Annotated in this window: 17 protein-coding genes; 13 read left to right on the top strand and 4 right to left on the bottom strand. The window is 73.6% G+C overall.

Annotated elements, in window-relative coordinates; genetic code table 11:
* Window positions 1-1440, top strand: coding sequence for a sensor histidine kinase (locus tag AS857_RS33610; RefSeq protein WP_058047255.1), 1440 nt, complete (start codon window positions 1-3; stop codon window positions 1438-1440).
* Between the two features lie 11 nt (window positions 1441-1451).
* Here AS857_RS33610 and AS857_RS33615 read toward each other — a convergent pair whose 3' ends face one another.
* A complete protein-coding gene (locus AS857_RS33615) occupies window positions 1452-2450 on the bottom strand; it encodes a TAXI family TRAP transporter solute-binding subunit (RefSeq protein WP_058047256.1) in 999 nt (332 codons plus the stop codon).
* A 116-nt stretch (window positions 2451-2566) separates the two neighbouring features.
* Between AS857_RS33615 and miaB the strand changes: the two genes are divergently transcribed.
* Both miaB and AS857_RS33625 read left to right on the top strand, forming a co-directional pair.
* Window positions 2567-4063 carry a tRNA (N6-isopentenyl adenosine(37)-C2)-methylthiotransferase MiaB gene (gene miaB / locus AS857_RS33620; protein ID WP_058047257.1) on the top strand — a complete coding sequence of 499 codons (1497 nt, stop codon included), beginning with the start codon at window positions 2567-2569 and terminating at the stop codon, window positions 4061-4063.
* Window positions 4064-4137: 74 nt separating this feature from the next.
* A complete protein-coding gene (locus tag AS857_RS33625) occupies window positions 4138-4848 on the top strand; it encodes a class III extradiol dioxygenase subunit B-like domain-containing protein (protein WP_058047258.1) in 711 nt (236 codons plus the stop codon).
* A gap of 278 nt (window positions 4849-5126) precedes the next feature.
* Here the strand turns inward: AS857_RS33625 and AS857_RS33630 are convergent, their stop codons facing one another.
* Window positions 5127-5369, bottom strand: a complete 243-nt coding sequence (locus AS857_RS33630) for an antitoxin (protein WP_058047259.1) — start codon at window positions 5367-5369, stop codon at window positions 5127-5129.
* Between the two features lie 31 nt (window positions 5370-5400).
* Window positions 5401-5640 carry a hypothetical protein gene (locus AS857_RS33635; protein ID WP_058047260.1) on the bottom strand — a complete coding sequence of 80 codons (240 nt, stop codon included), beginning with the start codon at window positions 5638-5640 and terminating at the stop codon, window positions 5401-5403.
* 194 nt (window positions 5641-5834) lie between these two features.
* Here AS857_RS33635 and miaA point away from each other — a divergent pair, with 194 nt between their 5' ends.
* From miaA to hflX, 6 genes are all read left to right on the top strand, one after another.
* Window positions 5835-6773: a tRNA (adenosine(37)-N6)-dimethylallyltransferase MiaA gene (gene miaA / locus AS857_RS33640; RefSeq protein WP_058047261.1), complete on the top strand. Its 939-nt coding sequence runs from the start codon at window positions 5835-5837 to the stop codon at window positions 6771-6773.
* A gap of 107 nt (window positions 6774-6880) precedes the next feature.
* The gene (locus tag AS857_RS33645) at window positions 6881-7360 is read left to right on the top strand and encodes a hypothetical protein (protein ID WP_058047262.1); all 480 of its coding nucleotides are present in this window, start codon (window positions 6881-6883) and stop codon (window positions 7358-7360) included.
* 73 nt (window positions 7361-7433) lie between these two features.
* A complete protein-coding gene (dapF, locus tag AS857_RS33650) occupies window positions 7434-8324 on the top strand; it encodes a diaminopimelate epimerase (protein WP_058047263.1) in 891 nt (296 codons plus the stop codon).
* 203 nt (window positions 8325-8527) lie between these two features.
* Window positions 8528-10654: a RelA/SpoT family protein gene (locus AS857_RS33655; RefSeq protein ID WP_058047264.1), complete on the top strand. Its 2127-nt coding sequence runs from the start codon at window positions 8528-8530 to the stop codon at window positions 10652-10654.
* Window positions 10655-10821: 167 nt separating this feature from the next.
* The gene (locus AS857_RS33660; RefSeq protein ID WP_058047265.1) at window positions 10822-12309 is read left to right on the top strand and encodes a M1 family metallopeptidase; all 1488 of its coding nucleotides are present in this window, start codon (window positions 10822-10824) and stop codon (window positions 12307-12309) included.
* Window positions 12310-12445: 136 nt separating this feature from the next.
* The gene (hflX, locus tag AS857_RS33665) at window positions 12446-13939 is read left to right on the top strand and encodes a GTPase HflX (protein ID WP_058047266.1); all 1494 of its coding nucleotides are present in this window, start codon (window positions 12446-12448) and stop codon (window positions 13937-13939) included.
* 134 nt (window positions 13940-14073) lie between these two features.
* On the opposite strand, the gene AS857_RS33670 is transcribed toward hflX, so the two are convergent.
* Window positions 14074-15264 carry a trypsin-like serine peptidase gene (locus tag AS857_RS33670; protein ID WP_058047267.1) on the bottom strand — a complete coding sequence of 397 codons (1191 nt, stop codon included), beginning with the start codon at window positions 15262-15264 and terminating at the stop codon, window positions 14074-14076.
* Window positions 15265-15512: 248 nt separating this feature from the next.
* Between AS857_RS33670 and AS857_RS33675 the strand changes: the two genes are divergently transcribed.
* The 4 genes from AS857_RS33675 to AS857_RS33690 all read left to right on the top strand — a co-directional run bounded on the left by AS857_RS33675 (window position 15513) and on the right by AS857_RS33690 (window position 21912).
* The gene (locus AS857_RS33675; RefSeq protein WP_058047268.1) at window positions 15513-16985 is read left to right on the top strand and encodes a diaminobutyrate--2-oxoglutarate transaminase family protein; all 1473 of its coding nucleotides are present in this window, start codon (window positions 15513-15515) and stop codon (window positions 16983-16985) included.
* A 27-nt stretch (window positions 16986-17012) separates the two neighbouring features.
* A complete protein-coding gene (locus AS857_RS33680; protein WP_079110909.1) occupies window positions 17013-19010 on the top strand; it encodes an IucA/IucC family protein in 1998 nt (665 codons plus the stop codon).
* A gap of 108 nt (window positions 19011-19118) precedes the next feature.
* A complete protein-coding gene (locus AS857_RS33685; protein ID WP_079110899.1) occupies window positions 19119-19955 on the top strand; it encodes a GNAT family N-acetyltransferase in 837 nt (278 codons plus the stop codon).
* Window positions 19956-20070: 115 nt separating this feature from the next.
* Complete coding sequence (locus AS857_RS33690) at window positions 20071-21912, top strand: IucA/IucC family protein (RefSeq protein ID WP_420824002.1); 1842 nt, start codon at window positions 20071-20073, stop codon at window positions 21910-21912.
* The last annotated feature ends 29 nt before the right edge of the window (window positions 21913-21941 follow it).

A 21941-nucleotide genomic window follows, 5' to 3' on the forward strand; every position in this document is an offset into this window, starting at 1 on the left:
GTGCGCACACGACTCCTTCCGCTCCTCATCGTCCTGCTCGCGGGCGTGCTGCTCGCCCTCGGGTTCCCCCTCGCAGCCAGCATCGCCGCGGCCGAGCAGCAGCGCGTGGTCGTCGACCGCATCGACGACACCGCCCGCTTCGCGGCCCTCGCCCAGTTCGTCACGACCCGGCCGTCGGACCAGGCGGCCGAGACGGACGAACGGTTCAACACCCTGCGCTCCGAACTCCTCCGCTACGAGGAGCTGTACGACATCAGGGTCGGCATCTTCTACCGCGACGGAGCGGCCATGGCGGTCGCCCCCAGGCGCTGGGAGGTGCCGTCCACCGGTGAGGGCCGGCGAGCCTTCAAGGAGGCCCTGGCGGGGCGCCGCAGCCACGACCCCGGGCAGGTCTGGCCGCTGCAGCACAGCCGGCTCGCCGTCGCCTCCCCGGTCATCCGCGACGGCGACGTCGTCGCGGTCGTCGTCACCGATTCCCCCACGGGGCAGCTGCGCTCCCGGATCCTGCACTCCTGGATGCTGCTCGTGGCGGGCGAGACCGCCGCGATGCTCGTCGCCGTCGCCGCCGCGTTCCGCCTCACGGGGTGGGTGCTGCGGCCCGTACGGACCCTGGACGCCGCGACGCACGGCATCGCCACGGGGCGGCTGAACTCCCGCGTCGCGGCCGACAGCGGGCCGCCCGAGCTGCGCCGCCTGGCGCGCTCCTTCAACGAGATGGCCGACAACGTCGAGACCGTCCTGGACCAGCAGCGCGCCTTCGTCGCCGACGCCTCGCACCAGCTGCGCAACCCGCTCGCCGCCCTCCTGCTGCGCATCGACCTCCTCGCCCTGGCCCTCCCCTCCGGCCACACGGAGGTCGCCTCCGTGCGGGCCGAGGGCAAGCGCCTCGCGCGCGTGCTCGACGACCTCCTGGGCCTCGCCCTCGCCGAGCACGCCGCCGCCGACCTCCAGCTGACCGACATAGCGGAGATCGTCACCGACCGGGTGGGGGCCTGGTCACCGGTCGCCGACCGCGAGCAGGTGACGCTCACCTACAGCGGTCCGGCCGCGGTGACGGGCTGGGCCGATCCGGTGGCCCTCTCCAGCGCCCTCGACGCGGTGGTGGACAACGCGCTCAAGTTCACGCCCGGGGGCTCCCCCGTCCACGTCAGCGTCGAGGTCGAGGGCGACTGCGTCGGCATCACGGTCGCCGACGGCGGCCCCGGCCTCACGGACGAGGAGCTCACCCGCATCGGCGACCGCTTCTGGCGCAGCAGCCGCCACCAGAACGTCTCCGGCTCGGGCCTGGGGCTGTCCATCTCCCGGGCCCTCCTCGCGGCGGGCGGCGCCACGCTCACGTACGCCCCCAACGAGCCGCACGGACTGCGGGCGGTGATCAAGGTGCCGCGGCAGGGAGCGGGCGTGAACGGAACCCCTCAGGGCGCGACCGACAGGCAGTGACCTGACGCCCCTCAGGGCTTGACCGACAGGTAGTAGCGTCGTGCCCCCGCGTGCAGCTGCAGGGGGTCGGTGAAGATCGCCGTACGGAGATCCACCTTCTGCGCCGCGTGCACCTTCTGCCCTATGCGGTCCCTGCTGTTCATCACGGAGCGGGTGACGCTCTCCGCCAGCTCCGGATCCGCGTGGTCCATGGTGACGAGGAGGTTCGCGACCGCCAGCGTCTTCACCGCCTGCGTCGCCTGCAGCTCCGGATAGGCGTCCACGGGCATGACCGCGGCCCGGTAGTAGTGCGTCTGCGGCCCCTGCGCGTGCAGCGGCGCGATCAGGTCGCTCAGCTGCACCAGGCGGATGGACAGCCGCAGGCCGAGCGTCTGGACGGCGTTCGTGGGCAGCCCGCCGGACCAGAAGAACGCGTCCAGCTCCCCCCGCTCCAGCAGCCCCGGCATCCTGTCGATGCCGACCCGCACCGGAGTGATGTCCTTGTCGAAGTCGAGCCCCGCCGCCTTCAGCAGCCGCCGCGTGATCAGCTGCACCCCGGAGTCGTCCGTCCCCACGCCCACCCGCAGGCCCCGCAGGTCCCGTGCGGACTGCACCCGGGAGGACTTCTCCACCACCAGCTGGATGTAGTCGTCGTACAGCCGGGCACAGGCGCGCAGCCCCGCCGCGCCCGGCTTCCCCTCGTCGCGGTAGGTGGCGACCGAGTCCGCGGTGGCCAGGGTGAAGTCCGCCTCGCCGGAGGTGAGCTGCCGCAGGTTGTCGATCGACCCCTGGCTGCGCCGCAGGCGCACGTCCAGGGACGGCATGTCGCGCCCCAGGTCCTCCTTGAGGAGGTCCCCGTACTTGGCGTACACGCCCGTCGGCACCCCGGTGGCGAACGACATCCGGCCGGCCGGGGACGTGTCCCCGTGCAGTGACACCAGCCACCACACCAGCATGGCGAGCACGGCGGTGCCCGCGGCGGCCGCACGGAGGACGCGGCGCCTTCCAGGGCGCGGGGAACGGGGAAGCATGGGCGGATCCTGCCAGGCCCGGCCGGGCTTCGGCAGGGGTTACGGCGGAACGGGGGCGGAGGCGGGGAAAGGGAGAGGCGGGCTGTCCGGGCGACCACGTACCCTGGTCGATTGAGATGAGTGCGAAGACATACGAGGTGCGCACCTACGGGTGCCAGATGAACGTCCATGACTCCGAGCGGCTGTCGGGCCTGCTGGAGGACGCGGGCTATGTCCGTGCGCCCGAGGGCACCGCGGAGGGCGACGCCGACGTCGTCGTCTTCAACACCTGCGCGGTGCGGGAGAACGCCGACAACAAGCTCTACGGCAACCTCGGCCGGCTGGCCCCCATGAAGACGAAGCGTCCCGGGATGCAGATCGCCGTCGGCGGCTGCCTCGCCCAGAAGGACCGCGACACGATCGTGAAGCGGGCCCCCTGGGTCGACGTCGTCTTCGGCACGCACAACATCGGCAAGCTGCCCGTGCTGCTCGAGCGCGCCCGCATCCAGGAAGAGGCGCAGGTCGAGATCGCCGAGTCCCTGGAGGCGTTCCCCTCGACGCTGCCGACGCGCCGCGAGAGCGCCTACGCGGCCTGGGTGTCCATCTCCGTCGGGTGCAACAACACCTGCACGTTCTGCATCGTCCCGGCGCTGCGCGGCAAGGAGAAGGACCGCCGCACGGGCGACATCCTCGCCGAGATCGAGGCGCTCGTCGCCGAGGGCGTCAGCGAGATCACCCTCCTCGGCCAGAACGTCAACGCCTACGGCTCCGACATCGGCGACCGCGAGGCGTTCTCCAAGCTGCTGCGCGCCTGCGGCAGGATCGAGGGCCTGGAGCGGGTCCGCTTCACCTCCCCGCACCCGCGCGACTTCACCGACGACGTGATCGCCGCCATGGCCGAGACGCCGAACGTGATGCACCAGCTGCACATGCCGCTGCAGTCCGGCTCGGACACCGTCCTGAAGGCGATGCGCCGCTCGTACCGCCAGGAGCGCTTCCTGGGCATCATCGAGAAGGTGCGCGCCGCCATGCCGGACGCCGCCATCTCCACCGACATCATCGTGGGCTTCCCCGGCGAGACCGAGGAGGACTTCGAGCAGACCATGCACGTGGTGCGCGAGGCGCGCTTCGCGAACGCCTTCACGTTCCAGTACTCCAAGCGCCCCGGCACCCCCGCGGCCACCATGGAGGGCCAGATCCCCAAGGAGGTCGTGCAGGCGCGCTACGAGCGTCTCGTCGCCCTCCAGGAGGAGATCTCCTGGGACGAGAACAAGAAGCAGGTCGGCCGCACCCTGGAGGTCATGGTCGCCGAGGGCGAGGGCCGCAAGGACGACGCCACGCACCGCCTCTCCGGCCGCGCGCCCGACAACCGCCTCGTGCACTTCACCAAGCCCGACGAGCCGGTCCGCCCGGGCGACGTGGTGACCGTCGAGATCACCTACGCCGCCCCGCACCACCTGCTCGCCGAGGGCCCCGCCAAGGCCGTGCGCCGCACGCGCGCGGGCGATGCGTGGGAGAAGCGCACCGCCGCTGCCGCCGCCAAGCCGGCCGGCGTGATGCTGGGCATCCCGGCCATCGGCGCCCCCGCGCCGAGCCCCGCCCCCGCCGCCGCGGGCTGCGGCGGCTGCGACTGACGCACCGTCCGCGGCCCGGGAGCGCCCCCGGGCCGCGACTGCGCGCAGCGCCCGGCGGGCGTATCGTTCCCGCCATGCTCGTCGCCGCTGCCGTATGCCCCTGTCCGCCGCTGCTCGTCCCGGAGGTCGCCGCCGGGGCCGCACCCGAGCTGGACGGCCTGCGGGCCGCCTGCCTCGACGCGCTGGGCGTGCTGGCCGCCGCGCGGCCCGACCGGCTCGTCGTCCTCGGCCCCGCCCCGGAGCCGGGCCGCGGGCCGCACCCGCAGGGGGCCAAGGGATCGTTCCGCGGACTCGGCGTGGACGTCGACGTGCACCTGGGCCAGGGCCCGCAGGCGGGGGAGCGGCCGCTGCCGCAGTCCCTGGCGGTGGCCGCCTGGCTGTTGGAGCGCACGCGCTGGGCCGACGCGCCCGTCGAGGGCTTGGGCGTCGAAGAGACGCTGGAGGCCGGGCGGTGCCTGGCCACAGGCCGTCAGCTGGCCGACGGGGACGGACGGACCGCCCTGCTGGTGATGGGCGACGGCAGCGCCTGCCGGACGCTCAAGGCCCCGGGTTATCTCGACGAGAGGGCGGCGGACTTCGACGCGGAGGCGGCGCGCGCCCTGGGCGAGGCGGACACCGCGGCACTCGCCGCGCTCGACGGCGGACTCGCCCGGGAACTCAAGGCCGAGGGACGCGCCCCGTGGCAGGTCCTCGCGGGGGCCGGCGAGGGCGCCGAACTCAAGGGGCAGCTGCTGTACGACGAGGCGCCCTACGGGGTGGGGTACTTCGTGGCCGCCTGGTCGTAGCCGCCTGATCGCGACCGACACTCGCCGAGCCCCCTCCGGCAGCCCCTGATGGCCTCGCAGCCGTTCGGGCTCCCCGGGGACCTCGTGCGGGCGAACGGCCGCGAGAGCGCCGTACAGACCCTCCGCGGGGCCCGCCGGGGCGTCTCGGTGGCCGCGGCTCGGGCGGTCGCGGCCCCGGTGGTCTTCACGCACCCGGAAACGCAGCGACGGGGCGCGGAGCAGGTGCTCCGCGCCCCGTCGCCGACGAGGGGGCAGCGCCGGGTCCTCCCGGCAGCCGCTCAGGGGGCCGTGGTGCCGCCGCCCTTGCCGCCTTCCTTCTCGGCGAGCCGGTCGATGGCGTCCTTGGCCTTGCCGGTGCCCGTGTGGATCTGGCTGCTGTACTTGCCCTTGGTCTTCTCGTCGACCACCTTGGCGGCCTTCTCCAGCCCCTGCTCGATCTTGTCCCCGTGCTGCTGCGCGAGATCGCCGATCTTGTCCTTCGCAGGGGCGAGCTTGGCCTTGAGTGTGTCCAACAGGCCCATGGCGCCTTCCCTCGTCTTTCTGGTTCAAGAGCTACTTACGGGCGCCCTCACCGGCCTCGCTGTCGACGGCCTTCTCCGCCGACTGCTGCTTGGGGATCTCGACCCCCTCGGCAGCCTGAGCCTCGGCCTCGGCCTCGCCGGACTCCTCCGCCTCGGCCGCCTCGGCCCCCGTCTCGGCGGCGTCCGCCGATTCCGCCGTCAGAGTGGTCGCTGCAGCCTCTTCGGTTGACGCCTCGGACGCCTTGCGGCGAAACCTTGAAAACACGCCCATATCTACTCCATTACCTTACTGGTGTGTGCGAAGTCCCGTGCCGCCCGGGGTGTGCCGTTGCACCGCATCCGGGCACCGGCCGTGAACCGGCTCTCGGAACCTCGCAACAGGCAACGAACCCGGCAGCGCGGCGTCACGTCGCTCGTTCGTGGGGCGCGGGTGGGGTTTGCGAGACTGATCCGGTGAAAAACCAGGTGAAAAACGCAGTTCCCGCCCCGCGGGTCATCGCCGTCGTGGGCCCCACGGCGGCCGGCAAGTCCGATCTCGGCGTCGCCCTCGCCCGGCACCTGGGCGGCGAGGTCGTCAACGCCGACTCCATGCAGCTGTACCGGGGCATGGACATCGGCACGGCCAAGCTGACCCTGGAGGAGCGGCAGGGCGTGCCGCACCGCCTCCTCGACATCTGGGACGTGACCGAGGCCGCGAGCGTCGCCGAGTACCAGCGGCTGGCCCGCGCGGAGATCGACCGGCTCCTCGCCGAGGGCCGCACCCCCGTGCTCGTCGGCGGCTCCGGGCTCTACATCAAGGGCACCATCGACGCCCTGGACTTCCCCGGCACCGACCCGGCCGTCCGCGCCCGCCTGGAGGAGGAGCTCGCCGAGCAGGGCCCGGGCGCCCTGCACGCCCGCCTCGCCGCGGCCGACCCGGCTGCCGCCCGCGCCATCCTGCCCGGCAACGGCCGCCGCATCGTGCGCGCCCTGGAGGTCATCGAGCTCACCGGCCGCCCCTTCACCGCGAACCTGCCGGGCGAGGAGCCCGTCTACGACGCCCTGCAGATCGGCGTCGACGTCGAGCGCCCCGAGCTGGACGAGCGGATCACCGTGCGCGTGGACCGCATGTGGGAGGCGGGGCTCGTGGACGAGGTGCGCGCCCTGGAGCGCCAGGGGCTGCGCGAGGGCCGTACCGCCTCGCGCGCCCTCGGCTACCAGCAGGTGCTCGCCTTCCTGGCGGGGGAGTGCACCGAGGACGAGGCGCGCGCCGAGACCGTGCGGGCCACCAAGCGGTTCGCCCGGCGCCAGGACTCGTGGTTCCGCAAGGACACCCGCGTGCACTGGCTGAGCGGAGCGGCCGACCGCAGGGCGGAACTTCCCGGACTCGCGCTGGCGTTGCTCGAACGGGCGGTCACAGCCTGATCACGTGATGGCATCGGGACGCTACGCGCGCCATTCCGGTCTGCGCGGGCGTGCCATCATCGAGCTTCGATCGAGCCGTGAAGTCCGGGTTGGGAGGGCGCGTGGCGATGGAGGCCGGCCCTCGTGACAGACCGCAACAGCCGCCGCGGAGGGGGCAGCTCCCGGCGGTGGCCGGGGAAGAGCCGGAGGCGCTGACTCCGGACGGCCCCGAGGACACCGAGGGAACCGCCGAGGCCGGCACCGCCGCGCCCGCGTCGTTCCGCGAGCTGCGCCCGCAGCGCAGGCTGCGCATCTGGCAGCTGGCCCCGATCGTCGTGCTCGCTGCCGTCGGCTCGCTCATGTTCGCCTTCCCCCTCGCCTTCGAGTTCGGCGACGGCGGGCCGGTCGTCGCCATGCTCGGCCTGCTCATCAGCTGCTGCGCCGCGGGCTGGGGGGTGATGGCCGCCCGCCGGGTCGGCTACACCTGGCCCGGCATGCCGGCCCCCGGCTCCGGGCGCCGCCCGGACTGGCGCTACGTCGCCTCGTACGCCGCCCTCGTCGCCCTGGTCGTCGTCCTCGCCGTCTGGCGCGTGGCGCGGCTGCGCTGAGCCCGGCCCGAGGCCGCGGGCGGGCCCGGGGCCTCACCGGGGAGACCGCCGGGCGGCCCCGTACCATCGAACCGTGAGCACCGCACAGATCGCCTTCCTCAAGGGTCACGGCACCGAGAACGACTTCGTGATCATCCCGGACCACGACGGCCGCATCGAGCTGTCCCCCGCCGCCGTCGCCCGGCTGTGCGACCGCCGCGCGGGCATCGGCGCCGACGGAGTGCTGCGCGTCGTACGGTCCGCGGCCCATCCCGAGGCGCGTGCGATGGCCGGCGAGGCCGAGTGGTTCATGGACTACCGCAACAGCGACGGCAGCATCGCCGAGATGTGCGGCAACGGCGTCCGGGTCTTCGCCCGCTACCTCCACCACGCGGGCCTCGTCGAGGCGGGCGACCTCACCGTCGCGACCCGTGCGGGCCTGCGGCACGCCCACATCGCCAAGGGCGGCCCCGAGGAGGCGGCCGGCGACGTCACCGTCGGCATGGGGCGGGCCGTGCTCCCGGAGGGCGAGGTGACCGTCACCGTGGACGGCCGCAGCCGCCCCGCGCGCAACGTGAACATGGGCAACCCGCACGCCGTCACCTTCGTCGGCGACCTCGCCGACGCGGGGAACCTGTACACCGCCCCCGCCGTCGCCCCCGCGGGCGCGTACCCCGACGGCGCCAACGTCGAGTTCGTCGTCGACCGCGGACCGCAGCACGTGGCCATGCGCGTCCACGAGCGCGGCTCCGGCGAGACCCGCTCCTGCGGCACGGGCGCGTGCGCGGTGATGGTCGCGACCGCCCGTAGGGACGGCCTGGACCCGGCCGTGACCGGCCTGCCCGTCACGTACACCGTGGACGTCCCCGGCGGGCGCCTGGTGATCAGCGAGGCGCCGGACGGCACGGTCGAGATGACCGGCCCCGCCGTGATCGTCGCGGGCGGCACCTTCGAGCCCTCCTGGCTGGACGCGGCGCTCGCCTGAGGGCGCTCCCCGGCGGCTTCCCGGGCGCACTACCTCCTTTCCGGTCCGCTCGCCGGACTCCCGGCGGCGTGGCTCGCTCGAATGGGTGATCCGTTTCACTCTGGGCGAGAGCGGGTGAGCAGCGCGTGATGGGCTCGGTAGCATCAAGCACCGGTACGGAGGCGCGCAGCCGACCGCCGGTCGACGCTGCCGGAGGTGCCCCCATGAGCACAGACGCCACGCACGAAGGTGCTCCCGGCCGCAGGCGCGGCCGCGCCCGCCTCGACCTGAGACGGCTGGGGCGCGCGGCGCTCGGCGGCTCGGGCGCGCGCGGCAGGCTGCCGGACGCCATCGACCACGTCGCCAAGGTGCACCGCGCCCACCATCCGGGCGCGGATCTCGACATCCTGCGGCGGGCCTATCTCCTCGCGGAGTCCTCCCACCGCGGCCAGACCCGCAAGAGCGGCGAGCCGTACATCACCCATCCGCTCGCCGTGACCCTGATCCTGGCCGAACTGGGCGCCGAGACGACCACCTTGACCGCCTCCCTCCTCCACGACACGGTCGAGGACACCGAGGTGACCCTGGAACAGGTCCGCGGGCAGTTCGGCGAGGAGGTCCGCTTCCTGGTCGACGGCGTCACCAAGCTGGAGAAGGTCGACTACGGCGCCGCGGCCGAGCCGGAGACCTTCCGCAAGATGCTCGTGGCCACCGGCAACGACGTCCGGGTGATGTCCATCAAGCTCGCCGACCGGCTGCACAACATGCGCACGCTGGGCGTGATGCGGCCCGAGAAGCAGGTCCGCATCGCCAAGGTCACGCGGGACGTGCTCATCCCGCTCGCCGAGCGGCTGGGCGTCCAGGCCCTGAAGACCGAGCTGGAGGACCTCGTCTTCGCGATCCTCCACCCCGACGAGTACGCCCGCACCCGCGAGCTCGTCACCGGGCACGCCGCCGGCCTCGTGACCCTGGAGACGACCGCCGAGCGGGTACGGACCGTCCTGCGCGAGGCCGGCATCGCCGCCGACGTCCTCGTCAAGCAGCGCCACTTCGTCTCCGTGCACCGGGTGCGCCTCAAGCGCGGCGAGGTGACCGGCTCGGACCTCGGCAGACTGCTCGTCCTCGTCGCGGAGGACGCCGACTGCTACGCGGTCCTCGGCGAGCTGCACACCTGCTTCACGCCGTTCATCTCGGAGTTCAAGGACTTCATCGCCACCCCGAAGTTCAACCTCTACCAGTCGCTGCACACGGCCGTCGCGGGCACCGGAGGGGAGGCCGCGCAGGTCCTCATCCGCACCCACCAGATGCACAAGGTCGCCGAGGCCGGCGTCGTCGCCCTGGGGAATCCGTACGCCACGCCCGAGACGCCCGACGCCACGGACGGGGAGCGCGTCGACCCCACCCGGCCGGGCTGGCTCTCCCGGCTGCTGGAGTGGCAGCGGGCCACGCCCGACCCCGACACCTTCTGGACCTCCCTCCGCGACGAGCTCGCCCTGGACCGGGAGATCACCGTCTTCCGCGCCGACGGCGGCACGATCGGCCTGCCCGCCGGGGCGAGCTGTGTCGACGCGGCCTACGTGCAGCACGGCGACGGCGGCCACAGCTGCATCGGCGCCCGCGTCAACGGCCGCCTCGCCACGCTCAGCACGGTCCTGCGCGACGGCGACACCCTCCAGCTGCTGATGTCCCGCGACAGCGCCTCCGGGCCCTCCCCGGACTGGCTGGAGCACGCCCGTACGCCCGCCGCGCGGATCGCCATCGAGCAGTGGCTGGCCAGCCATCCCGCGGTGGAGCCCGCCCCGCCCGTCCCGCTCGCCCCGGGCCGCCCCTGCCCGCCGCCACGGGCCACCGCTCCGGCCGCGCGGTGGCCCGTCGCCGTCACGGCCGACGGGGCGGACCTGGCGGCCGCGAGCGTACGGCTGGCGGGCTGCTGTACCCCCGTCCCGCCCGACGAGGTGACCGGCTTCGCCGTGCGCGGGGGCGCGGTGACGGTGCACCGGGCACAGTGCCCTGCGGTGCACCGCATGGTCGCCTCCGGGCGGGAGCCCGTAGGGGTGCGGTGGAGCAGCCCGGAGGGCGGTGGTGCCCGCGACTACCGCGTCACCCTGCGCGCAGAGTCGTTCAGCAGACCGCACCTCTTGGCCGATCTGACGGAGGCCATCGCGGCCGAGGGGGCGGCGGTCATCTCGGCGGCCGTCGAGCCGCCCCACGAGCAGCGCGTACGCCACACCTACACCCTGCAGCTGCCGGACGCCGCCCAGCTGCCGGAGCTGATGCGCGCAATGCGGCGGGTGCCGGGGGTCTACGACGTCGAGCGGGCCGGACGGCCGGTGGCCACCGCGCAGCTCTAGCCGGGGAGGGCGGGGGAGAGCCGCCGGGCGGTGCGCCGTCCCCACAGGGGGCAGGGGAGCGGTCCCCCGGACGAGTACCTGTCGTACAGCCTTCCGGCACGCTCGTAAGGGTGGGGCGGCGCCGTGCCGCCACCGCGCGGGGCCCTTGCGCTGGTAGCGATGGACGCATGCCGCACTCACCCGGGAAACCCGCCTCGGTCCGCCGGAGGTCCGTGCGCCGCCGCGCCGTCCTCGCCGCCACCGTCTCGGCCCTCCTCGTCGGCGCCGCGGCTCCACCCGCCGCGAGTCCCCAGGGCGTCGGCGACCGCCTCTTCCCGGAGCTCGGCAACCCCGGCTACGACGTCGCCGCTTACGACATCGCCTTCGACTACCACGGCAACGACCGGCCGCTCGACGCCGTCACCACCGTCGCCGCGCGGGCCACCACGGGCCTGGACCGGCTCAACCTCGACTTCAGCAACGGCACGGTCCGCTCCGTGACGGTCAACGGCACGCCCGCCAAGTTCGCCTCCGCCAAGGAGGACCTGGTCGTCACGCCGTCCGCCGCCCTGCCGGCGGACGGCCTGTTCACGGTCGTCGTCCGCCACACCAGCGACCCGCGCAACAGCAAGGACGGCGGCTGGATCCGTACGAAGGACGGGCTGGTCATGGCCAATCAGGCCGATGCCGCGCACCGTGTCTTCCCCTGCAACGACCACCCCTCCGACAAGGCCCGCTTCACCTTCCGCGTCACCGCGCCCAAGGCCCTGACCGTCGTCGCCAACGGGCTGCCGGCGGGCCGTGCGGTCCGCGGGGCGAACACTACTTGGGCGTACCGCAGCGAGCACCCCATGGCCACGGAGCTGGCCCAGGTCTCCGTCGGCCGCTCCGCCGTGGTGCACCGCAAGGGGCCGCACGGCCTGCCCGTGCGGGACGTGGTCCCCGTCGCCGACCGGCAGCGCGTGGAGAAGTGGACGTCGAAGACGCCCGAGCAGATCGCGTGGCTGGAGGGGAAGGTCGGGCCGTACCCGTTCGAGAACTACGGCATGCTGATCGCCGACGCGTCGACCGGTTTCGAGCTGGAGACGCAGACCCTCTCGCTCTTCGAGCGCGGCCTGTTCATCCGGGACGACATCCCCTCCTGGTACCTCGAGTCCATCATGGTCCACGAGCTCGCACACCAGTGGTTCGGCGACAGCGTCAGCCCGCACAGCTGGTCCGACCTCTGGCTCAACGAGGGGCACGCCACCTGGTACGAGGCGCTGTACGCCGAGCACAAGGGCGGCCGGACCCTCGACGTCCGGATGCGCGCCGCGTACGAGCACTCCGACGCCTGGCGCGCCGACGGCGGCCCGCCCGCCCTGCCCAAGCCGCCCGACCCCGGCAAGCGGACCAGCATCTTCAGGCCCGTCGTCTACGACGGCGGCGCGCTGGTGCTCTACGCGCTGCGCCAGAAGATCGGCGCGGCGGCGTTCGACCGGCTGGAGCGCGAGTGGATCAGCGCCTACCGCGACGCCAGCGCCACCACGGAGGACTTCACCGCCGTCGCCTCCCAGGTCTCCGGCCAGGACCTGAAGGAGTTCCTGCAGGCCTGGCTCTACAGCCCGAAGACCCCGCCCATGCCGGGTCACGCCGACTGGAAGGCGGCCCGGAAGGCGCCCCGGAAACCCGCGTGACGCTCCGCCGACCACGTGGGACCATCGACGGGTCGGCGAGGCCGCCGGCCCGGGAATCTCCGGGGCCGCCCGCGCGTTGTCGACGGTGCGGCCACTGCATTCGCGGCCGCCACCTCCCAACGATGCAAAGGATCAAATGACCTCCTCTTCTTCCCTTCCCCAGGACCGGCAGAGCCTTCCGGAGAGCCTTCGGGCCGACGCCCTGATGGAAGAGGACGTCGCCTGGAGCCACGAGATCGACGGGGAGCGCGACGGCGAGCAGTACGACCGCTCCGAGCGGGCGGCCCTGCGGCGCGTGGCCGGTCTCTCCACCGAGCTGGAGGACGTCACCGAGGTCGAGTACCGGCAGCTGCGCCTGGAGCGCGTGGTACTGGTCGGCGTCTGGACGTCCGGCACGGTCAGGGACGCGGAGAACTCCCTCGCGGAGCTCGCCGCGCTCGCCGAGACCGCAGGTGCCCTGGTGCTCGACGGCGTGGTCCAGCGCCGCGACAAGCCGGACCCCGCCACGTACATCGGCTCGGGCAAGGCCCAGGAGCTGCGGGACATCGTCCTGGAGTCCGGCGCCGACACCGTCGTCTGCGACGGTGAGCTCAGCCCCGGCCAGCTCATCCAGCTGGAGGACGTCGTCAAGGTCAAGGTGGTCGACCGCACCGCCCTGATCCTCGACATCTTCGCCCAGCACGCCAAGTCCCGCGAGGGCAAGGCGCAGGTCTCCCTCGCGCAGATGCAGTACATGCTGCCGCGCCTGCGCGGCTGGGGTCAGTCGCTGTCCCGGCAGATGGGTGGTGGCGGCTCCGGCTCGTCCGGCGGCGGCATGGCCACCCGTGGCCCCGGTGAGACCAAGATCGAGACGGACCGGCGGCGGATCCGCGAGAAGATGGCGAAGATGCGCCGGGAGATCGCGGAGATGAAGACCGGCCGCGACATCAAGCGCCAGGAGCGCCGCCGGAACAAGGTCCCGTCGGTCGCCATCGCCGGCTACACCAACGCGGGCAAGTCCTCCCTGCTCAACCGGCTCACCGGAGCCGGCGTCCTGGTGGAGAACGCCCTGTTCGCCACCCTCGACCCGACCGTGCGCCGGGCCGAGACGCCCTCCGGGCGGCTCTACACCCTCGCCGACACCGTCGGCTTCGTCCGGCACCTGCCGCACCACCTCGTCGAGGCGTTCCGCTCCACCATGGAGGAGGTCGGCGACTCCGACCTGATCCTGCACGTGGTCGACGGCTCGCACCCGACGCCGGAGGAGCAGCTGGCCGCCGTGCGCGAGGTCATCCGCGACGTCGGCGCGGTCGACGTGCCCGAGATCGTCGTGATCAACAAGGCGGATGCGGCCGACCCGCTGGTCCTGCAGCGGCTGCTGCGGATCGAGAAGCACTCGATCGCGGTGTCGGCGCGCAGCGGTGAGGGCATCGAGGAGCTCCTCGCCCTGATCGACGCGGAGCTGCCGCGCCCGGCCGTGGAGATCGAGGCGCTCGTGCCGTACACGCACGGTTCCCTGATCGCGCGGGCGCACGCCGACGGCGAGGTCATCTCCGAGGAGCACACCCCGGAGGGCACGCTGCTCAAGGCGCGGGTGCACGAGGAGCTCGCCGCCGAGCTCCAGCGGTACACGCCCGCGGCCCGCGGCTGACGTCCCGCGGCGCACGCGCCACGGCGTCACCGTCACATGCGGAAGGCCCGCTCCCCCGAATCGGGGGAGCGGGCCTTCCGCATGTGCGTGGTCCGTGCTGCCTCGCGGCTAGTGCGCCTGCGGCGACCGCGACGTCACCGGTTGGCGAACTTCCCGCTGATGGCGTTGTAGACGCCCTTGGCCTCCGGGCCCAGGCGAGGGCCGGCCAGCCAGGTGCTGTTGGCCGGGCCGATCGAGGTGTTCGAGACCAGCTTCACCTTGCCGTCGGGCCCCTTGGCGAACCAGCCGCCACCGGACGAACCGCCGGTCATCGTGCAGCCGATGCGGTACATCGTCGGCTCGTTCGGGTCGAGCGTCAGCCGGCCCGGCCTGTCGATGCAGTCGTACATCTTCTGGCCGTCGAAGGGCGCCGCCGCCGGGTAGCCCCAAGCGCCCATGGACTGGATGGACTTCACCTGGGGGGTGCTGAAGTCGACCGTGAGGGCGTTGCCGACGGTCTCCTCCAGGGACTTGCCGGAGCCGGCCTCGGGCTTCACGTGCAGCACGGCGAAGTCGTACGGGGCACCCGCGCCGCCGGTCTCGGCACCCTGCTTGATCCACTGCGCGGAGGTCTGCGCCCAGTCCGCCCACCACACGCCGTACGGGGCGACGTCCTGCACCGGCGCGCTGTTGACCTGGGCACCGGGAAGGCCCTTGTCGTTGTAGGACGGAACGAAGGCGATGTTGCGGTACCAGCCGCCCTTCGTGCCGGCGTGCACACAGTGGCCCGCGGTCCACACCATGTTGGACTTGCCGGGGTGCGCCGGGTCCTTGACGACCGTGGCCGAGCAGACCATGTGGCCCTGGGGGCTGTCGAAGAAGACCTTGCCGACCGGGGCCGCGTTGTTGTGGTACGGCACGTTGACGGACTTGGCCTGGACCGGCCGCGGCTCGGGGTCGGTCACGCCCTGGTCACCGGAGGCGCCCGGAGCCGTGCCCGGCGCACCCTGCGTGGCGAGCGTCTTGTCGCTGGGGCGGGCGTCCTTCATCGTGTCGGGCTTCCAGTGGCCCTTGATGATCGGGTTGATGAAGTCGCGGGCCTCGCGGAGCCACTGCTCCTTGTCCCAGTTCTTCCAGGCGCCGTTCTTCCACTTGTCCAGGTCCTTCAGGGAACTGGGAAGGTTCTTGGGCAGCTCGAGGCCCTCGTCGGCCTTCTGCGAGGCGGTGGCGCTGGGCTTGTCGCTCCCCGCGGCCTCGTCCTCGGTCGGGCCGCACGCGGTGGCGGTCAGCGCCAGCGCGGCCGTCAGGGCGGCCGCGGCCAGCGCGGGCCTGCGGATGGATGGCATGGAGTGGGTCCCCCTGATCGTTCTGTTCGGACGTGTCCGCAATGTCGCGGCCACGCTGTGGAGTTGTCATGCACCGCCCCAACGGGCCGGGCAGGGCCCCACTATGCCGGTGCGTGAGGAGACGGGAACGGGCGGGTCCTCGGTTCCGCTGTGAAGGATCTTGACGGTGGGCCGTGATCCGCCGCGTGCGGCGTCGTTAGTACGTACGGGGGAGTGCCGACCAGCGTTCAGCAGGAGGAGCCAGAGCCGTGGCCTTGACCCAGCTACCGCCCACGGAGCCGTCGGCCGCAGCGCACGAAGGCATCCTCCGGCGGCAGTCGTCCCGCGAATCGGCCGCCCGTACGTATGCCAGGTCGCTGCCCATCGTGCCGGTGCGCGCCCGGGGACTGACGATCGAGGGCGCGGACGGCCGCCGGTATCTCGACTGCCTCTCGGGGGCCGGCTCGCTCGCGCTGGGGCACAATCACCCGGTCGTGCTGGAGGCCATCCGCTCCGTCCTTGACTCCGGCGCGCCCCTCCACGTGCTCGACCTGGCCACCCCGGTCAAGGACGCCTTCACGGAGGAGCTGTTCGCCACGCTGCCCCGGGAGCTGGCGGAGTCCGGCCGCATCCAGTTCTGCGGCCCGGCCGGCACCGACGCCGTGGAGGCCGCCTTCAAACTCGTGCGCACCGCCACCGGCCGCGACGGCCTGCTCGCCTTCACGGGGGCCTACCACGGCATGACGGAGGGGGCGCTCGCCGCCTCGGGCGCGGCGCCGAGCGTGCGGGTGACCCGGCTGCCCTATCCGCAGGACTACCGCTGCCCGTTCGGCGTCGGCGGGGAGAACGGGGCACGGCTCGCCGCCCGCTGGACCGAGAGCCTCCTGGACGACCCCAAGAGCGGGGTGCGCCGCCCCGCCGCGATGATCGTCGAACCCGTGCAGGGCGAAGGCGGCGTCCTGCCGGCGCCCGACGGCTGGCTGCGCCGGATGCGCGCGCTCACCGCCGCACGCTCCATCCCGCTCATCGCCGACGAGGTGCAGACGGGCGTGGGCCGCACCGGGGCCTTCTGGGCAATCGAGCACAGCGGGATCGTGCCCGACGTGATGGTCCTGTCCAAGGCCATCGGCGGGAGCCTCCCGCTCGCCGTCATCGTCTACCGCGGCGACCTCGACACCTGGCAGCCCGGCGACCACGCCGGCACGTTCCGGGGCAACCAGCTCGCTATGGCCGCAGGAGCGGCCACGCTGCGCCACGTCAGGGAGAACGGCCTCGCCGAGCGCGCCGCCTCGCTGGGCGCGCGCATCCTGGACCGGCTGCGGCGGCTGGCGGGGGAGTACGACTGCATCGGCGAGGTCCGCGGGGCCGGGCTCATGATCGGCATCGAATTCGTCGCCCCGGAGGGGGAGCGCCCGGAGGACGGCCGACCGTCGGGCACGCGCGCGGGGGAGAGTGCCGCGCTCCGGTCCCCCGGCGACGGCCCCGCCGCCGGGCCGCTGCCGGCCTCGCCCGAGCGGGCCGCGGCCGTCCAGCGCGAGTGCCTGCGCCGGGGCCTGATCGTCGAGCTGGGCGGCCGTCACTCCTGCGTCGTCCGCCTCCTGCCGCCCCTGACCATCACCGACGAGCAGACCGAGGCGGTCCTCGAGCGGCTCGCCGACGCCGTCGCCGCGGCCTGCCGGCCCGGCCGCCGCATCCCCGCCCCGAGCACACCGAAGGAGGCAGGCGCCGCATCCCCGGCCTGACGCCGCGACGTGCACGCCGTACACCGCATGAACGCATCCACCGGGACCGGTGCTTCCACGGCCGGCCAGGACCGCGAGCCGGCCCCCGAGCGGCAGACCGTGGTCTCCGCCGTCCCCCGCCAGGGCGGCGGCCCGCGCGACGGGACCGCGGACACGGGCCCCCCGTGCGCCCCCGACCCGCTGGAACACCCCGACCCCGGCCTCGCGGCCGACGCCGCCGCCGTGGAGAACCTCCTGCGCTGCTGGGTCCGCGAGACCGGCGTCCCCCGACCCGGCGGACCTGAACTGCACCTGCCCCTCCCCGCGAGCGGAACGGCCCTGAGGGTCCCCGTCACCTACTGGTCCGCCGCAGGCTGGCACCGCTTCGGCCCGCCGGCCCTGGCGGACGCGCCCGATGACGCCCCCGCCGTCGACGCCGTCACCGTGGCGGCGCTCCTCGGCCGCGAAACCGCCCGCCATGCCGCCCCCGCCGGATGCGGACGCACGGACGGGACGGCGGAGCTCGTCGGCAGGGTGGCGGACTCCGCGCGGCGTACGGCGGCCTTCCTCGCCGACCGGCGGGCCCGTCCCGCCGACCCGGCCGCGGGCGAGCTCTTCCTCTACGCCGAGCAGTCCCTGCTCCTCGGCCATCCCCTCCACCCCACGCCCAAGAGCCGCGAAGGCCTCTCCGACACCGAGGCGCACCTCTACTCCCCGGAGCTGCGCGGGGCCTTCCCGCTGCACTGGATGGCCGTCCACCGCTCCCTGCTCGCCATGGACTCGGCGTGGACCGAGCGGGGCCGGCCCGTCGACGCCGTCACCCTCGCCGCCCGGCTCGCCGGTCCGGAGCTGCGCCTGCCCGAGGACACCGCGGCGCTGCCGCTGCACCCCTGGCAGGCCCGCGACGTCCGCAGCCGCCCCGGCGTCCGCCGGCTCCTGGACGCCGGCCTGCTGCACGACCTCGGCCCCCTCGGCGCGCCCTGGTACGCCACCTCCTCCGTACGGACCGTCCACCGGCCCGGCGCCCCCGCGATGCTGAAGCTCTCCCTGGGCCTGCGCATCACCAACTCCCGCAGGGAGAACCTCCGCAAGGAGCTCCACCGCGGCGTCGAGGTGCACCGCCTGCTGCGCAGCGGCCTCGCCGAGCAGTGGCGCGCGGCCTGCCCGGGCGGGCTCGGCTTCGACGTCGTCCGCGACCCCGCCTGGCTCGCCGTGGACACCCCCGAGGGCGCTCCGCTGACCGGCCTCGACGCCGTCATCCGGCACAACCCCTTCGGCCCAGGTGACGACGCCGTCTGCCTCGCCGGGCTCGTGTCGCCCCGGCCCTGGCCCGCCCCGGCGTACCAGGAGTACCAACAGCACCAGGAGCACCAGGAGCACCAGGAGCACCCCGGCGGGCCCGCCGGGCAGCCGGCGATGCGCTCGCGTCTCGCGCACATCGTGGCCCGCCTCGCGCACCGCACCGGCCGCCCCGCCGGGGCCGTCTCCGCAGAGTGGTTCCTGCGCTACCTGGAGGCGGTCGTGCGCCCCGTGCTCTGGCTGGACGGCGAGGCGGGCATCGCCCTGGAGGCCCACCAGCAGAACACGCTCGTCCTCCTGGACCGGGAGGGCTGGCCCGCAGGCGGCCGCTACCGCGACAACCAGGGCTACTACTTCCGCGCCTCCCACCGGGACGCCCTCGACCGGCGGCTGCCCGGAATCGGCGCGGAGAGCGACACCTTCGTGTCCGACGAGGTCACCGACGAGAGGTTCACCTACTACCTCGGCATCAACAACGTCCTCGGCCTGATCGGGGCGTTCGGCGCGCAGCGCCTCGCCGACGAACAGATCCTGCTGGCCGCGCTGCGCCGCTTCCTCAAGGACGCCGTGGCCGGCCCGGCCACCGGCCGCTCCACCCTGCCCGCCCGCCTTCTCGAAGCGCCCACCCTGCGCTGCAAGGCCAACATGCTGACCAGGCTGCAGGGGCTCGACGAGCTCGTCGGCCCGGTCGACACCCAGTCCGTCTACGTCACCATCGCCAACCCCCTGGTCACGTCGGCCCGATGACCGGCGCGAGCCCCGGCCCCGGGTGAACGGGGCCCTTGAGGACACGGGCCCCCGCGGGCCCACAGGATCCCGGACACCGAGGGGATCCTCCGAGAGGAGAGCGTCTCCGTGCCGCCCACCGACCCCAGCGAAGGCCCGGCCCCCGGCCCGGGCACCGACCACCTCCGCGCCGGCTCCCCGATCGCCGGCTTCGCGGGGCCGAGCGTCGATGACGGCGCCCCCGCGGGCGCCGGTGCCGGCCCGCCGACCGACAACGAGACCACGCTCGAACTGAAGCTGTCCGAAGACTTCGTCGAACTGATCGACCACGGCCCCCCGGAGCCGGCCGCGATCACCGCGGGCCGCGGGCCCGCCGGGGCCATCGGCCCGGGATCCGACCTCCTCGACTCCCTCGCCGACTGGGGGCCCGCCGACACCGGCGCGGGCACCTTCCAGCTCGTGCCGGTCCGGGTCGAGCGCGATCTGCGGCTCATCACCCGCTGGATGAACGACCCGGCCGTCGCGGCGTTCTGGAAGCTGGGCGGGCCCGAGAGCGTGACCGAGGCCCACCTGCGCGCCCAGACCGGCGGTGACGGCCGCAGCATCCCCTGCCTCGGGGTGCTCGACGGCGTGCCGATGAGCTACTGGGAGGTCTACCGCGCCGACCTCGACCCCATCGCGCGCCACTACCCGGCCCGCCCGCACGACACCGGGATCCACCTGCTGATCGGCAAGGTCGCCGACCGGGGCCGCGGCGTCGGCACCCGCCTGCTGAGGACCGTCGCCGACCTCGTCCTGGACCACCGGCCGTCCTGCGGGCGCGTCGTCGCCGAACCCGACCTGCGCAACACCCCGTGCGTCTCCGCGTTCCTGAGCGCAGGCTTCCGGCTGACCGCGGAAATCGATCTTCCGGAGAAGCGCGCGGCCCTGGTGGCCCGCGACCGCGCCCTGCGCACCCTCCTCTAGGACCGCCCACTCCCCGGCCGCCCCCTGCTCCTCCACCGCACTCCGCCGGAACCTCCCCCTCCGATCAGTTCCTCTCCGTTCCTCCACCCACCGGCCTTCCAAACCCACCCACCCGCTGGCCTCCGAACCCACCCACCCATCGGCCTCCTCACCCATCGGCCTACTCAAAGGAGCCCCGTTGCCTCCTTCGCCCCGGTCCGAACGTCTCGCCGGCCCCGACTGGTCCCTCGCGGGTGCCCATCTGCTCGCCAAGATGCTCGGCGAACTCAGCTACGAGGGCGTGCTGACCCCCGAGCCCGACGACGGGGCCGGGGCACCCGCCACCACCGCCTACCGGCTGTCCTTAACAGAAGACGTGACCTACCGCTTCCGCGCACGCCGGAGCGCGTACGGTCACTGGCGGGTCGACCCGGACTCCGTCACCCCGTCCCAGGACCCCCTCCACTTCCTCGCCCTCGCCCACGACACCGTCCTCGGCCTCTCCGGCGACACCACCGGCCACCTGGCCAGGGAACTCCTCGCCACCCTCTCCGCCGACACCCGCCTCCGGGCGAGCGCCCTCAGCGCGGCGGACCTGGCCGACCTCGACTACGCCGCACTGGAAGGCCACCAGACCGGCCACCCCTGGCTGATCGCCAACAAGGGCCGGCTCGGCTTCTCCGCCTCCGACACCGGCCGGTGGGCCCCCGAGGCCCGCACCCCGCGCCGCCTGCCCTGGATCGCCGCCCACCGCGACCTCGCGCACTACCGGGCCGTCCCCGCACTGGCCACCCCCGACCTGCTCTATGCCGAAGAGCTCGCCCCCGGCACCCGCGCCGCTTTCGCCCGTACCGTCGCCGACCACGGCCGCGACCCCGCCGCCTACCTCTGGCTCCCCGTCCACCCCTGGCAGTGGGACGAGACGGTGGCCCCCCTCTTCGCGCCCTGTCTCGCCGACGGATCCATCATCCCCCTGCCCACTGACAACGACCTCCGGCTGCCCCAGCAGTCCGTCCGCACCTTCCTCAACACCAGCCGGCCGCACGCCCGGACCGTGAAGCTCCCGCTCTCGATCCTCAACACGCTCGTCTGGCGCGGCCTGCCGACCGAGCGCACCCTCGCCGCCCCCGCGGTCACCGCCTGGGTACAGTCCCTGCGCGACTCCGACGACTTCCTCCGCGACGAGACCCGGGTGATCCTCCTCGGCGAGACCGCCTCCGTGACCGTCGAGCACCCCCTCTACGACCGCGTGCCCGGCGTCCCCTACCAGTACAAAGAGCTGCTCGGCTGCATCTGGCGCGAGCCCCTCGGCCCCGCCCTCGCCCCCGGGGAGCGCGCCCGCACCTTGGCGGCCCTGCTGCACACCGACCCCGCCGGCCGCTCCTTCACCGCCGAGCTCGTCGGCCGCTCGGGGCTCGCCCCGGCCGACTGGCTCCGCCGCCTCTTCGCCGCGCTGCTCCCGCCGCTCCTGCGCTTCCTCTACCGCTACGGCACCGTCTTCTCCCCGCACGGCGAGAACGCCATCGTCGTCTTCGACGAGAACGACGTGCCCACGCGCCTCGCCGTGAAGGACTTCGTCGACGACATCAACATCAGTGCCGTTCCCCTTCCCGAGCACGCCTCGATGCCCGACGACGTGAGGGCCGTGCTGCTCACCGAACCACCGGGCTTCCTCACCCAGTTCATCCACTCCGGCCTCTTCGTCGGTGTTTTCCGCTACCTCGCGCCGCTGTGCGAGGAGCAGCTCGGGGTGCCGGAGGCCACCTTCTGGTCGCTCGTGCGGGCGGAGATCGTGGGGCACCACGAGCGCTTCCCGCGGATGAAGGACCGCTACGAGACCTTCGACCTGCTCACCCCGCGGATCGAGCGGCTCTGTCTCAACCGCAACCGGCTGCACCTCGACGGCTACCGCGACCGCCCGGAACGCCCGCACGCGGCCGTCCACGGCACCGTGCCCAATCCGCTGCACATTCCGTGACGGCGCCGCCGATGTCAGTGCCGCCCTTT

The organism is Streptomyces roseifaciens (genome assembly GCF_001445655.1).
Lineage (GTDB): Bacteria > Actinomycetota > Actinomycetes > Streptomycetales > Streptomycetaceae > Streptomyces > Streptomyces aureoversilis.